General features: G+C 62.8%; 13 protein-coding genes. 7 read left to right on the top strand and 6 right to left on the bottom strand.

Annotated elements, in window-relative coordinates; translation table 11 throughout:
- Nucleotides 1-34 precede the first annotated feature (34 nt).
- The 4 genes from corA to FJ986_RS09160 all read left to right on the top strand — a co-directional run bounded on the left by corA (nt 35) and on the right by FJ986_RS09160 (nt 5,230).
- Nucleotides 35-1,129 carry a magnesium/cobalt transporter CorA gene (corA, locus tag FJ986_RS09175; RefSeq protein ID WP_140674054.1) on the top strand — a complete coding sequence of 365 codons (1,095 nt, stop codon included), beginning with the start codon at nt 35-37 and terminating at the stop codon, nt 1,127-1,129.
- A gap of 139 nt (nt 1,130-1,268) precedes the next feature.
- Nucleotides 1,269-1,580 (top strand): 30S ribosomal protein S15, encoded by a 312-nt coding sequence (gene rpsO / locus FJ986_RS09170; RefSeq protein ID WP_281405124.1) that lies wholly within the window; start codon nt 1,269-1,271, stop codon nt 1,578-1,580.
- Nucleotides 1,581-1,993: 413 nt separating this feature from the next.
- A complete protein-coding gene (gene pnp / locus FJ986_RS09165) occupies nt 1,994-4,141 on the top strand; it encodes a polyribonucleotide nucleotidyltransferase (RefSeq protein WP_140674052.1) in 2,148 nt (715 codons plus the stop codon).
- Between the two features lie 69 nt (nt 4,142-4,210).
- Nucleotides 4,211-5,230 carry a class I SAM-dependent methyltransferase gene (locus FJ986_RS09160; RefSeq protein WP_140674050.1) on the top strand — a complete coding sequence of 340 codons (1,020 nt, stop codon included), beginning with the start codon at nt 4,211-4,213 and terminating at the stop codon, nt 5,228-5,230.
- An 18-nt stretch (nt 5,231-5,248) separates the two neighbouring features.
- On the opposite strand, the gene FJ986_RS09155 is transcribed toward FJ986_RS09160, so the two are convergent.
- The 4 genes from FJ986_RS09155 to fabA form a co-directional block, all read right to left on the bottom strand.
- Nucleotides 5,249-6,793: a bifunctional diguanylate cyclase/phosphodiesterase gene (locus FJ986_RS09155; protein WP_140513180.1), complete on the bottom strand. Its 1,545-nt coding sequence runs from the start codon at nt 6,791-6,793 to the stop codon at nt 5,249-5,251.
- A 126-nt stretch (nt 6,794-6,919) separates the two neighbouring features.
- Nucleotides 6,920-7,732: an enoyl-ACP reductase FabI gene (gene fabI / locus FJ986_RS09150; RefSeq protein WP_140624823.1), complete on the bottom strand. Its 813-nt coding sequence runs from the start codon at nt 7,730-7,732 to the stop codon at nt 6,920-6,922.
- A gap of 31 nt (nt 7,733-7,763) precedes the next feature.
- On the bottom strand, nt 7,764-8,984 hold the full coding sequence (gene fabB, locus FJ986_RS09145) for a beta-ketoacyl-ACP synthase I (protein ID WP_140496770.1): 1,221 nt from the start codon (nt 8,982-8,984) through the stop codon (nt 7,764-7,766).
- 49 nt (nt 8,985-9,033) lie between these two features.
- The gene (gene fabA, locus FJ986_RS09140) at nt 9,034-9,552 is read right to left on the bottom strand and encodes a 3-hydroxyacyl-[acyl-carrier-protein] dehydratase FabA (protein WP_140496768.1); all 519 of its coding nucleotides are present in this window, start codon (nt 9,550-9,552) and stop codon (nt 9,034-9,036) included.
- Between the two features lie 242 nt (nt 9,553-9,794).
- Here fabA and irrA point away from each other — a divergent pair, with 242 nt between their 5' ends.
- Nucleotides 9,795-10,226 carry an iron response transcriptional regulator IrrA gene (gene irrA / locus FJ986_RS09135; RefSeq protein ID WP_181165297.1) on the top strand — a complete coding sequence of 144 codons (432 nt, stop codon included), beginning with the start codon at nt 9,795-9,797 and terminating at the stop codon, nt 10,224-10,226.
- Between the two features lie 85 nt (nt 10,227-10,311).
- A complete protein-coding gene (locus tag FJ986_RS09130) occupies nt 10,312-10,671 on the top strand; it encodes a DUF4260 domain-containing protein (RefSeq protein ID WP_140674048.1) in 360 nt (119 codons plus the stop codon).
- Nucleotides 10,672-10,714: 43 nt separating this feature from the next.
- On the opposite strand, the gene FJ986_RS09125 is transcribed toward FJ986_RS09130, so the two are convergent.
- Nucleotides 10,715-11,275 (bottom strand): SH3 domain-containing protein, encoded by a 561-nt coding sequence (locus FJ986_RS09125; protein WP_140496762.1) that lies wholly within the window; start codon nt 11,273-11,275, stop codon nt 10,715-10,717.
- Nucleotides 11,276-11,423: 148 nt separating this feature from the next.
- Here FJ986_RS09125 and FJ986_RS09120 point away from each other — a divergent pair, with 148 nt between their 5' ends.
- A complete protein-coding gene (locus tag FJ986_RS09120; protein WP_140496760.1) occupies nt 11,424-12,425 on the top strand; it encodes a D-glycerate dehydrogenase in 1,002 nt (333 codons plus the stop codon).
- A gap of 30 nt (nt 12,426-12,455) precedes the next feature.
- Here the strand turns inward: FJ986_RS09120 and FJ986_RS09115 are convergent, their stop codons facing one another.
- Nucleotides 12,456-12,944, bottom strand: a complete 489-nt coding sequence (locus FJ986_RS09115; protein WP_140674046.1) for a GNAT family N-acetyltransferase — start codon at nt 12,942-12,944, stop codon at nt 12,456-12,458.
- Nucleotides 12,945-12,946 lie beyond the last annotated feature (2 nt).

Genomic DNA, 12,946 nt, shown 5'->3' with positions numbered 1-12,946 from the left:
CTAATCTCTATGCGACATCTATCCGAGGGACCGCATGGCAAAGGTTGAGGCGATCAAGACGCGGGCGCCGCTCAGGGCCAGGCGGCCGCCGGTCGGTGCATCGCCCGGAACGCTGATCGCCGATCCCGCGGCGCGACGCTCGGAACTGCGGCTCACCCTGATCTCGCCGCAAAAGTCCAAAACGATCGACAATTGCAGCATCGACGACGTCAATGCCAATTGCGAAAAGTGGCCGGTCATCTGGCTGGACTGCACCGGCCTGGCCAATATCGAGCTGATCAAGGAGATCGGCCGCATCTTCAGCCTGCATCCGCTGGCGCTGGAGGACGTCGTCAACACGGGCCAGCGGCCGAAGGTGGATTTCTACGAAGACCATGCTTTCGTGGTCGTGCGGATGATCGACGACGTCGCCTCGCACCGCTACGAGCAAATCGCCGTTTTCCTTGGCAAGAATTTCGTCGTCACCTTCCAGGAGCGCGAAGGCGATCCGTTCGATCCGGTGCGCAAGCGCATCGAAAGCTCGGCGCCGAACCGGCTGCGCGCCCGTGGCGCCGACTATCTCGCCTATGCGCTGATCGACGCCATCGTCGATAGCTACTTTCCGCCGATCGAGGCGGCCGGCGAACTCGTCGACAGCATCGAGGACCAGATGCTGCACGCACCGCACAAGCATCAGATGCAGCAGCTTCATGGATTGCGGCACGACGCCAATGTGCTGAAGGGGGTGCTGTGGCCGGTGCGCGATGCGCTAGCGACGCTGATCCGCAACGACGTGTCCTATGTGAAGGCCGAAACCAAGGTCTTCCTCAACGATACGCTCGACCACGCGCTGCGGCTGATCGAGCTGGTCGAGAACCAGCGCGACATGCTGACCGGCCTGATCGAGATGCATCTGTCGCTGAGCCAGGCACGCACCAACGACGTCATTTCCTATCTGACGATCGTCTCGGTCATCTTCATGCCGCTCACGTTTCTGGTCGGCGTCTGGGGCATGAATTTCGATCCGGAGACGTCGCCCTGGAACATGCCTGAGCTGAAGGCCTATTACGGCTATCCCTTGTCGCTGCTGTTCATGGCCGTGGTCGCGGTTGGGCTGATTGCCTTCTTCAAATGGAAAAAATGGCTTTGACAGGGATAACTTGCCGTTTTGGCGTGAAAAGCCGGCTTCGTGAATTGGGCTGGTGTTTTCTTGGGAATTGCACTATATGCGCCGCAGCTTAGCGCTATGACGCTCTGCTTGCACCGGCCCCTGCTGGACGACATCCCGGCTGAGGGCGACCCGTTTCCTCGAACAGATAAGGAAAAACACGATGTCGATTACTGCCGAGCGCAAACAGGAATTGATGACTGAATTCGCAACCGCCAAGGGCGACACCGGGTCTCCGGAAGTTCAGGTAGCCATCCTTTCCGAGCGCATCAAGAACCTGACCGACCATTTCAAGGACCACAAGAAGGATAACCATTCCCGCCGTGGTCTGCTCGCTCTCGTCTCCCAGCGCCGAAGCCTGCTTGATTATCTCAAGCGCAAGGACGACACGCGCTACCAGACGCTGATCGAGAAGCTCGGCCTGCGCCGTTGACGAATTGACCGGCGGGCCTCACAAGGGCCCGCCGGTCGCGCATTTGAGCACCGGACCAATCCGATCTCGAATGCAGGTATTGGAGCGCCGCGCACCCATCCGGATGCCGGACGGACGCTCCAACAAGTTGAGTTTGCGCGTGACGCATTCCACAAGCCGCTGCTTGTGGGGTCATGCGCAGGGCCAGTCGGATCGATTGGCCAAATCCGGTTTCGAGCGTGCAGAGGGCCCCCTCGAAGCCACCCCATGGACGGTCATGGGGCAGGATTGCAGGACGCTCGCGCGGCCATCCGGCCGACATGGATCGAGCTTCCCGTTGTCTTGCCCGTGGCTGCCCGAGAAAGGAAGCCAGGGGAAAGGGCACCCGCGCACGCTGAAACGGCGCGGCCCTTTCCTCATATGAAGGACAAGACATGTTCAATCACCACAAAGTGGAAATCGAATGGGGCGGTCGCCCGCTCATCCTCGAAACCGGCAAGATCGCGCGCCAGGCCGACGGCGCCGTGCTCGCCACCTACGGCGAGACCAAGGTTCTCGCCACGGTCGTTTCGATGAAGGAGCCCAAGCCGGGCCTCGACTTCTTTCCGCTGACCGTCAACTACCAGGAAAAGACCTACGCAGCCGGCAAGATCCCGGGCGGCTATTTCAAGCGTGAAGGCCGTCCGAGCGAAAAGGAAACGCTGGTTTCGCGCCTCATCGACCGCCCGATCCGCCCACTCTTTGCCGACGGCTACAAGAACGACACGCAGATCGTCGTCACCGTCGTCCAGCATGATCTCGAGAATGATCCGGACATCCTGTCGATCGTCGCCACCTCGGCGGCCCTGACCCTGTCGGGCGTGCCCTTCATGGGCCCGATCGGCGGCGCCCGCGTCGGCTACATCAACGGCGAATACGTGCTCAACCCGCATGTCGACGAGATGCAGGAATCCAAGCTCGACCTGATCGTCGCCGGCACCGCCGACGCCGTACTGATGGTCGAGTCCGAAGCCAAGGAGCTCGGCGAAGACCTGATGCTCGGCGCGGTCATGTTCGGCCATCGCGGTTTCCAGCCGGTGATCGACGCGATCATCAAGCTGGCCGAGGTCGCCGCCAAGGACCCGCGCGACTTCACCGCGCCGGACTATTCCGCTCTCGAAGCCGAGATGCTGAAGATCGTCGGCGACGAGCTTCGCGACGCCTACAAGATCACCGACAAGCAGAAGCGCTATGCCGCCGTCGACGCCGTCAAGGCCAAGGTCAAGGCGGCCTTCGCTCCGGCCGAAGGCGAAGAGCCGAAATATTCCTCCGAGCAGATCGGCAGCGTGTTCAAGGAGCTCCAGGCCAAGGTCGTGCGCTGGAACATTCTCGACACCGGTTCGCGCATTGACGGCCGTGACCTGAAGACCGTGCGCAAGATCGTGTCCGAGGTCGGCGTCCTGCCGCGCACCCACGGTTCGGCGCTGTTCACCCGCGGCGAGACCCAGGCGCTGGTCGTCGCCACGCTGGGCACCGGCGAGGACGAGCAGTATGTCGATTCGCTGACCGGCATGTACAAGGAGAAGTTCCTCCTCCACTACAACTTCCCTCCCTATTCCGTCGGCGAGACCGGCCGCATGGGCTCGCCCGGCCGCCGCGAGATCGGCCACGGCAAGCTCGCCTGGCGCGCCATCCGCCCGATGCTGCCGACATCAGACCAGTTCCCCTACACGCTGCGCGTGGTCTCGGAGATCACCGAGTCCAACGGCTCGTCGTCGATGGCAACCGTCTGCGGCACCTCGCTGGCGCTGATGGATGCCGGCGTGCCGCTGGCCAAGCCGGTCGCCGGTATCGCCATGGGCCTGATCAAGGAAGGTGAGCGCTTCGCCGTGCTCTCCGACATCCTGGGCGACGAGGATCACCTCGGCGACATGGATTTCAAGGTCGCCGGCACCGCCAACGGCATCACCTCCTTGCAGATGGACATCAAGATCGAGGGCATCACCGAGGAGATCATGAAGATCGCTCTCGACCAGGCCAAGGACGGTCGTCAGCATATTCTCGGCGAAATGGGCCACGCGCTGTCCGGCGCGCGCGCCGAGCTCGGCGAGTTCGCGCCGCGCATCGAGGTCATGCACATCCCGACCGACAAGATCCGCGACGTGATCGGTTCCGGTGGCAAGGTCATCCGCGAGATCGTCGAGAAGACCGGCGCCAAGATCAACATCGAGGATGACGGCACGGTCAAGATCGCTTCGGCGAACGCCAAGGAGATCGAGGCGGCGAAGAAGTGGATCCACACCATCGTCGCCGAGCCGGAAGTCGGCGAAATCTACGAAGGCACGGTCGTCAAGACCGCCGACTTCGGCGCTTTCGTCAACTTCTTCGGCCCGCGTGACGGCCTCGTCCACATCTCGCAGCTTGCCAACGACCGGGTCGCCAAGACTTCGGACGTCGTCAAGGAAGGCGACAAGGTTTGGGTCAAGCTGATGGGCTTCGATGAGCGCGGCAAGGTCCGCCTGTCGATGAAGGTCGTCGACCAGACCACCGGCAAGGAAATCGTTCGCGACAGGAAGGCTGAGAGCGAAGAAAACGCCGCCTGAACGGCCTGACCGAAAAATCAAAGCGGGCGCGGCTCATGTCGCGCCCGCTTTCGTTTATGGAGCAAAGGCATGTCTGCCGAACCGCTGAAGACACTTTTCCATCCATTCGAGGCCGAGGCGGTCGCTTTGCCAGGCAAGGGCGAACGGGTGCTTTTTCTAGGGGCCGAATCCGGCTTGCGGACACCGCAGGACTTCGACGCCGAGCTGCACGTGGTGCAAGGCTTTCGGCCGCATTTTCGCGCGCTGCAAGCCGCGGGCTTCACTGTCACCCCGCAAACGCAAGGCGATGGCTTTGACGCCGCGCTGGTGCTCGCGGGCCGCCATCGCGGCCAGAACGAGCTGCGCATCGCGGATGCGCTGGAGCGCGTCGCCGAGGGCGGATTGATCGTCATTGCCGGCGGCAAGGATGATGGCATCGCCAGCCTGCGCAAGCGCATGGACGAGCTTGTGCCGCTCGAAGGCCATCTGCCCAAATATCACGGCATCGCCTTCTGGCTTCGCCGGCCGGCCGGGACGGAGACGGCAGCAGCGCTGCGTGCCGCCAATCCCGCCGGGCTGGTCGACGGCCGTTTCAGCACGGCGCCCGGCATGTTTTCCTTCGATCGTGTCGATGCCGGTTCGAAGTTGCTGGCGGACCATCTTCCGGCCGACCTGCGCGGCCATGTCGCCGATTTCTGCGCCGGCTGGGGCTATCTGGCGGCGGAGATGGAAGCGCGTTCGCCCGACATCTCGGCACTTGATCTCTATGAGGCGGATTTCGCTTCGCTCGAAGCCGCCAAAGCCAATCTTGCCACGGCCAGCCAGTCGGTTGCGAAAGATTTCTTCTGGACGGACCTGCAGGGCGAGCCGGTCGAGCGTCGCTACGACGCGGTCGTCATGAACCCGCCTTTTCATCGCAGCCGCGCGGCCGAACCGGAGATCGGCGCCGGCCTGATCCGGGCAGCGGCAAAGGCGCTGAAGCCGGGAGCGCGGCTGTACATGGTGGCGAACCGCCAGCTGCCCTACGAGCCGGTACTGGCCGCCGCCTTCTCCAGCCATGCCGAGCTCGCCCGTGACGGCATGTTCAAGGTTCTTTCCGCGCGTCGCTGACACGCAACGGCGTGACACTCAGTGCAGATTGGCGACGCGCCTCGAATCCTCGATGACATGTCCCTCGCCGGCCATGACCGCAAGCGGCGCCGGCCGGCCGAACAGATAACCTTGCACCACCTCGCAACCGGCTGCCCTGAGCAGTGTCGCCTGGTCCTCTGTCTCGACACCCTCGGCAATAATACTGACGCCGAGTGCTCGCGAGAGGCCGACAATGGTCGATACGACGGCGCCGGAGCTCGAATCCGTATCGATGCGGCTGACGAAGGAGCGGTCGATCTTCAGCTTGCCGAATGAAAAATCGATCAGGTAGCTGAGATTGGAATAGCCGGTGCCGAAATCGTCGACGGCAACCGAGATGCCCATATCGGCAAGCTCTTTCAGGATGGCGGCGGCGCGGTCGCGGTCCTGCATCATGGCCGTCTCGGTGACTTCCAGCTCCAGCCGCGAGGGCTTGATGCCGGTGGTCCGCATCGTGTCGCGCACGAGGCCGATGAAGTCCTTGGTCATGAACTGGACCGGCGAGATGTTGACGGCGACGAAGCAGTCGTCGGGTAAATGCCGGGCGTCGCTGCATGCCTTGCGCAGAACCCATTCGCCGATCGGATTGATCATGCCGGTTTCCTCGGCGATCTGGATGAACTCCAGAGGTGGGATCATGCCGCGTTCTGGATGGTTCCAGCGGATCAGCGCTTCATAGCCGACGATGCGGCCGCTCGGCAGGTCCAGCTGCGGCTGATAGTGAAGGTCGAAATCACCGCGCTCGAATGCGATGTGCAGCTCGGATTCGACCCATTGGCGATGATCGGCGACCCGCCCCATCTCGGTATCGAAGACCGACCAGTTGCCGACTCCCCTGGCGCGCGCATTTTGCAGCGCCAGGTTGGAGCGGCGCAGGATGAGGACCGGGTCGACGCCGTCCTTGGGCATCGCCACGATGCCCACCGACAGGCTCACCGATTGCTGGTGGCTGCTGAGCTCATAGGGCTCCATCATCTCGTCGATGAGCCTCTCCACCATAGCTTCCATCGTTCCCTGAATCTGATGATCGGGAAGCAGCACCGCGAACTCGCCGGCGCCGATGCGCCCGATCTGCACGCGCTCGGGCACGCAGGCCTGCAGCCGCTTGGTAAAGGCGCGGATCAATTCGTCGCCCTGGCTGTAGCCGATCGCGTCGTTGATCTGCTTGAACCGGTCGATGTCGATGTCGATGAGGAACATCGGGGCCCCGGTGCGGCTCGTCGCGCAGGCTGCCTCGGCGATCTTGCCGACCATCGCCGGACGCGCCAGCAATCCGGTCAGCTTGTCGAACTGGGTTTCGTTGAAGACGAAATCAGCCGATTCATCGACGCCGGCGAAGAAAGACATCGCGGCTCCCGCCGCCGCCAATGCGCAAAGGGCAGCCATGATCGCCACCATCACGTCCGCCGGCATGCCGGCAAAGCCGTCGCCAAGCGCGTGCTTCAGCCCCCAGATGCCGAGGATGAAACTGCCAATGCCCGAACTGGCTATGGTGATCAGCCGGAACACCGGTGTGCGGTTCGGGTTGCTGACGGCAGGCATTGAAAGTCCCCAAATTGCGGGACTCTATAGCCGATAGGCCCTTAAAATGAGTTTCCGCGAATGCATCCAATTTTATTGGAAGGGAATTATTTCTTCGCAGGAGAAAAGACTATTTCGCGAAATGGCCTATTCGCTCGCGCGATCCGTCTGCTTCAGCTCCTCGAGCGTCGGCATGGAAACGATATGATAGCCGGAATCGACATAGTGGATTTCGCCGGTGACGCCGGAAGCGAGGTCGGACAGGAGATAGAGTGCCGAGCCGCCGACCTCGTCGATGGTCACGGTGCGGCGCAGCGGAGAATTGCGCTGCTGGTAAGAGAACATGTGGCGCGCATCGGAAATCCCGGCGCCGGCAAGCGTTCGCACCGGTCCGGCCGATATGCCGTTCACCCTGATGCCGCGCGGGCCGTAATCGTTGGCGAGATAGCGCACGCTGGCCTCGAGGCCGGCCTTGGCGACGCCCATGACGTTATAGTTCGGCATGACGCGCACCGAACCGGCATAGGTCAGGGTGATCATCGATCCGCCATCCTGCATCAGGGCCGCGGCGTGGCGCGCGACCTCGGTGAAGGAATAGCAGGAGATGACCATGGTGCGGACGAAATTGTCGCGGCTGGTGTCGGCGTAGAGGCCCTTGAGCTCATTCTTGTCTGAAAAGCCGATGGCATGGACCACGAAGTCGAGCCCGCCCCAGGCCTTGCCCAAGGTCTCGAAGGTGGCGCGGACCGAGGCGCTGTCCTCGACGTCGCAGGGAACCACCAGCGCCGCGCCGAGCTTGTCGGCGAGCGGCTTGACCCGGCGGCCGAAGGCGTCACCCTGGTAGGTGAAGGCAAGTTCGGCCCCATGTTCGGACAGTTTCCGGGCGATGCCCCAGGCGATCGAATGATCGTTGGCGACGCCCATGACAAGCCCGCGCTTGCCCTTCATCAATCCGTCCATGATCGCCAATCCTCGTGGAAAAAACGTGGCCTTATGCGGAATAGCGCTGGAAAACCAGCGTTGCGTTGGTGCCACCAAAGCCGAAGGAATTGGACAAAACGGTGTCGATCCTGGCGTTGTCGATGCGCTTTCGCACCACCGGCATGCCCTCGAATTCGGGGTCGAGAGTCTCGATATGGGCGCTTTCGCCGATGAAACCGCCTTGCATCATCAGGATCGAATAGATGGATTCCTGCACGCCGGCCGCGCCCAGCGAATGGCCCGTCAGCGATTTGGTCGAGGTGATGAAGGGCATCTTCTCGCCGAACACCTCGCGGATCGCGCCCATTTCGCGGGAATCCCCCACCGGCGTCGAGGTGCCATGGGTGTTGATGTAGTCGACCGGGGTGGTGACGGTCGCCAGCGCCTGCCGCATGCAGCGGACCGCGCCTTCGCCCGAGGGCGCAACCATGTCGAAGCCGTCCGAGGTGGCGCCGTAGCCGACGATCTCTGCATAGATCTTGGCGCCGCGCGCCTTGGCATGCTCCAGTTCCTCGAGCACCAGCACGCCGGCGCCGCCGGCGATGACGAAGCCGTCGCGATCGACGTCATAGGCGCGGGAAGCGGCAGATGCCCTGTCATTGTACTTCGACGACATGGCGCCCATGGCATCGAACAGGTCCGACATCGTCCAGTCGAGATCTTCGTGGCCGCCGGCGAACACCATGTCCTGCTTGCCCCACTGGATCAGTTCGTAGCCATTGCCGATGCAATGCGCCGAGGTCGAACAGGCCGACGAGATCGAATAGTTGACGCCGTGGATCTTGAACCAGGTGGCCAGCGTCGCCGACGCGGTCGACGACATCGCCTTCGGCACCGCGAACGGGCCGATGCGCTTGGGGCTGCCGTTCTTGAGCGTGGTTTCGGCCGCCTCGACGATGGTGCGGGTGGAAGGCCCGCCCGAGCCCATGACGATGCCGGTGCGCTCATTGGTGATGTCGCTCTCGCCAAGGCCGGCATCGGCGATCGCCTGGTCCATGGCGACATGGTTCCAGGCCGCTCCCTGGCTCAGGAAGCGCATTGCGCGGCGATCGATCATGGCGCTGGGATCGAGCGTCGGCGCGCCCCAGACCTGACAGCGGAAGCCGTGCTCGGCGAAGGAGTCGGAGAAGCTGATGCCGGATTTGGCGTCATGCAGCGAGGCTTGCACCTCGTTGGCATTGTTGCCGATCGACGACACGATGCCGAGGCCTGTGACTACGACACGTCTCATTCGCAACTCCTTCCAGGAATGCTGGCCACGAGGTCGGCCAGGGCGACGGTCAAGCGACCGCCGACTGCTTGGACAGACCGACTTTCAGGTCCGTTGCCGCGTATATGGGTTCGCCGTCCGCCTTTAGCCAACCATCGGCGATGCCCAGCACCAGCCGGCCACGCATCACACGTTTGAATTCCACGCCATACTCGACCTTTTTAACCGAGGGCGTGACCATTCCCTTGAACTTGACCTCGCCGGTCGACAGCGCCATGCCTTTGCCGGGTTCCCCCAGCCAGCCGAGATAAAAACCCGTCAGCTGCCACAAGGCATCGAGGCCCAGGCATCCAGGCATGATGGGATTGCCGATGAAATGGCAGGCAAAGAACCACAGGTCCGGCTTGATGTCGAATTCGGCGCGGATGAAGCCCTTGTCGAAAGCCCCGCCCGTTTCGCTGATCTCGGTGATGCGGTCAAACATCAGCATCGGCGGGTAAGGCAACTGGGCATTGCCCGGTCCGAACAGCTCGCCGCGGGCGCAGGCCAGCAATTCTTCGTAGTCGTAGCTGGATTTCGAACCCGCCATCAATCTCGTTCCCATATGTCCCAGGCGCTGGCGCGCCCTTGTCGTTGGTGTCCTAACACAATCTGTTTCAGGCCGGAAACCGGCGTTTGCGCTTAACCCGCCAGTCTTGCCGGGTCAATGCGCGCTATTGATCGCATCCGGACGACAGAATATATGTCGAAAGGGGTCCGGTTTCGGCAGACATCCATTTTTTTGCCATTCTGGACGTGTCTTGAGGCGGAACTGTGAGCTTGGACGACCAGATGGACCGGGGCTGCCGGAAGGAAAATGTCGCTGTGGACAAGCGGGTTCGTGAAGCCGGCCTGAGGCCGACACGGCAGCGCATTGCGCTTGCCGACCTGCTTTTCGCCAAGGGCGACCGCCATCTGTCGGCCGAGGAACTGCACGAGGAGGCCGTCGCCGCCGGCGTGCCGGTGTCGCTGGCCACCGTCTACAACGCCCTTCACCAGTTCACCCAGGCGGGACTGCTGCGCATTCTCGCTGTCGAGGGCGCCAAAACCTATTTCGACACCAACACCTCCGATCATCACCATTTCTATATCGAAGGCGAAAACCGGATTTTCGACATCGCCAATGGTCCGGTCACCGTCACCAACCTACCGGAACCACCCGAGGGGATGGAGATCGCCAATGTCGACATCGTGGTGAGGCTGCGCCCCAAACGCGCCGAATGACCGGGGGCCAGGCACGTATGCACGGCCGGGCACGTATGAACGGCTGGGCACGTATGAACGGCCAGGCACGTGTGAACGGCCAGGAATGAAGCCGCTCGATCTGGCTGTCCGGCTGGAATGGGCCGCTGTCGCGGTGTCCGCTATCGTCTTTTATGCACTCGCCGGTGCGTCCTGGTGGTTGTTCGCCTTGTTGATCCTGGCGCCTGATCTGTCCATGTTCGGCTATCTCGCCGGGCCGCGCGTCGGCGCCGCGTGCTACAATGCCTTCCACATCTTGGTCCCGCCAATGCTTTTGGTGCTTGCCGGCAGCCTGTTCGGCAATGCAGCCGCTATAGCGGTTGCATTGATCTGGATCGCCCACATCGCTATCGATCGTGCGCTGGGCTACGGCTTGAAGCTGTCGAGCAGCTTTCAGGATACCCATCTCGGCCGCATCGGCCGCTAAACGGTCCGGCCTGCGGTTCAAACGAGTCGGGCAAGGCCAAAAATCAGTCCTTGACCCGTTCGCCGGGATAGGCGCCCCAGACGACGGATTGGGCGAGCCAGCCGGTGTGGCCATCGAGCGTCATTTCGCACCACTGGCCGTCGCAGGATTTGATCGTGCCCATGACGCCCGGCTCGACGATCGCCACCACGCTGGCGTCCTTTTCGGGGCTCCTGAGGAGATTGATCTGGGCGCCCTTGCCGCGCTGCCACGGCGCCACGATCGCCGTGCGCCGGCCCGAAAGCAGCGACTGGTTGATCCAACCTTCCGAACCGTCGGCGTCGCGCACGCGGCGCCATGTGTCGAATTCCTGGATGATCTCCATCGGCAGGCCTGCCTTCAGATACATCCAGTCGACCGAGTAGTTGGCGCCCGGCCCGACACGCGAATTGACGCGGCCGGATTTCAGGCTGACGAATCGTGGCAGCGGCAGGCCGCTCGGCCCGAGCGTGACGACGCTCTGGGCGGGGGCTGCTGCACCTTGCGCGCACAGTTGGGGTGAATAGAGCAGAGCGCCGAGAAATGCTGCGCTGAGGGTCAGGCGAAGCGACGCGAAACCAGACACTTTCGTTCCTTTCGGCGCTGGCCTGCCGGCCCCGGCGCCCCTTTTTCTTTGTCTTCGGCGGCACCGCTTGGTACATGGGTAAATCGGCTACCGCGACCGGCTTCCAGTTTCGCCGGTCTTGGTTAAAGAGGTCTCAACGAGGGAAACAATGGCAGGCAAAAAGAAGCCTCTCGTGGTCATCACGCGAAAACTGCCCGACCCTGTCGAGACCCGCATGCGCGAGCTGTTCGACGCAAGGCTGAACGTCGAGGACAGGCCGATGACGCAGCCGGAACTGGTCGCGGCGGTCAAGGAGGCCGACGTGCTGGTGCCGACGGTCACCGACCGCATCGACGCGGCATTGATCGCCCAGGCCGGCGAAAACCTCAAGCTGATCGCCAATTTCGGCAATGGCGTCGACAAGATCGACGTGGCGGCCGCGGCCAAGAAAGGCATCACCGTCACCAACACGCCCAACGTGCTGACCGAGGACACGGCCGACATGACGATGGCGCTGATGCTGGCGGTGCCGCGCCGGCTGGCGGAGGGCGCCAATGTACTCACCGGCGACAAGAAATGGGCTGGCTGGTCGCCGACATGGATGCTTGGCCGGCGCATCTGGGGCAAACGGCTCGGTATTGTCGGTATGGGGCGTATCGGCACCGCCGTTGCCAGGCGTGCCAAGGCCTTCGGCCTCTCCATCCACTATCACAACCGCCATCGCGTGCTGCAGGCGGTCGAGGACGGGCTGGAGGCGACCTATTGGGAAAGCCTCGATCAGATGCTGGCCCGCATGGACATCATCTCGGTCAACTGCCCCTCGACGCCGGCGACGTTCCATCTGCTTTCGGCGCGGCGGCTGGCGCTGCTTCAGCCCACCGCCTATATCGTCAACACCGCGCGCGGCGACATCATCGACGAGGAGGCGCTGGTCAAGCTGATTCAGGATGGCAGGATCGCCGGCGCCGGACTCGACGTCTACGAGCACGAGCCCGCATTGAACGGAAAACTGCTCAAGCTCGCGACCAAGGGCAAGGTCGTGCTTTTGCCGCATATGGGGTCGGCGACGCTCGAGGGCCGCATCGACATGGGCGAGAAGGTGATCATCAACATCCGCGCCTTCGTCGACGGCCACCGCCCGCCGGATCGCGTGCTGCCGCTCAGGACCTGAGCGGCTTCGCAACATAATGTAAGTGGAAACTTACGAAAAAGTCTTGCGCATGGTGACCGAAGTCGGTCGCGCATAACCTTCATGCGCCGTTCTCACGGTCTCGCGAAAACCGAGCCGGGCAAAGGCTGCCTGGTTCCCAGCCAGCTCGATTCGCGTCTGCAGCTCGATTGCGGCCTTGCCGCGGCTGCGGGCAAAATCCTGGACGGCTTGCATCAACAACCTGCCGATGCCCTGGCCCTGACAGTCCGGCGTGACGGCGAGCTTGCCGACATAGAGGTGGTCGGTTCGTTCCAGGGCGAAGATGCAGCCGACGATCCTGTTGCCGCTGAGCGCCAGCATGCCGGTCTCGCGGCGGGCTTTGTCGCGCAAGGTTTCCGCGGTGAGCAGGTGCGCCGAGGACGGCGGGTCGATGATGCCGTCCATGAAGGCGAATGCGCGCAGGATCAGGGCGAGCACTTCGTTCCAGCGGTCGAAATCGGCCGGAATCCGGGTGATGACGATATCGGCAGTGCGCGTCAACG

The organism is Mesorhizobium sp. B1-1-1 (assembly GCF_006442955.1).
Lineage (GTDB): Bacteria > Pseudomonadota > Alphaproteobacteria > Rhizobiales > Rhizobiaceae > Mesorhizobium.
This window is presented reverse-complemented; position numbering and strand designations above follow the sequence as displayed.

Coding starts and splice junctions, on each gene's coding strand:
- corA (WP_140674054.1), top strand. CDS start 35: ATGGCAAAGGTTGAGGCGATCAAGACGCGGGCGCCGCTCAGGGCCAGG.
- pnp (WP_140674052.1), top strand. CDS start 1,994: ATGTTCAATCACCACAAAGTGGAAATCGAATGGGGCGGTCGCCCGCTC.
- FJ986_RS09160 (WP_140674050.1), top strand. CDS start 4,211: ATGTCTGCCGAACCGCTGAAGACACTTTTCCATCCATTCGAGGCCGAG.
- FJ986_RS09155 (WP_140513180.1), bottom strand. CDS start 6,793: ATGCCTGCCGTCAGCAACCCGAACCGCACACCGGTGTTCCGGCTGATC.
- fabI (WP_140624823.1), bottom strand. CDS start 7,732: ATGGACGGATTGATGAAGGGCAAGCGCGGGCTTGTCATGGGCGTCGCC.
- fabB (WP_140496770.1), bottom strand. CDS start 8,984: ATGAGACGTGTCGTAGTCACAGGCCTCGGCATCGTGTCGTCGATCGGC.
- fabA (WP_140496768.1), bottom strand. CDS start 9,552: ATGGCGGGTTCGAAATCCAGCTACGACTACGAAGAATTGCTGGCCTGC.
- irrA (WP_181165297.1), top strand. CDS start 9,795: ATGGACCGGGGCTGCCGGAAGGAAAATGTCGCTGTGGACAAGCGGGTT.
- FJ986_RS09130 (WP_140674048.1), top strand. CDS start 10,312: ATGAAGCCGCTCGATCTGGCTGTCCGGCTGGAATGGGCCGCTGTCGCG.
- FJ986_RS09120 (WP_140496760.1), top strand. CDS start 11,424: ATGGCAGGCAAAAAGAAGCCTCTCGTGGTCATCACGCGAAAACTGCCC.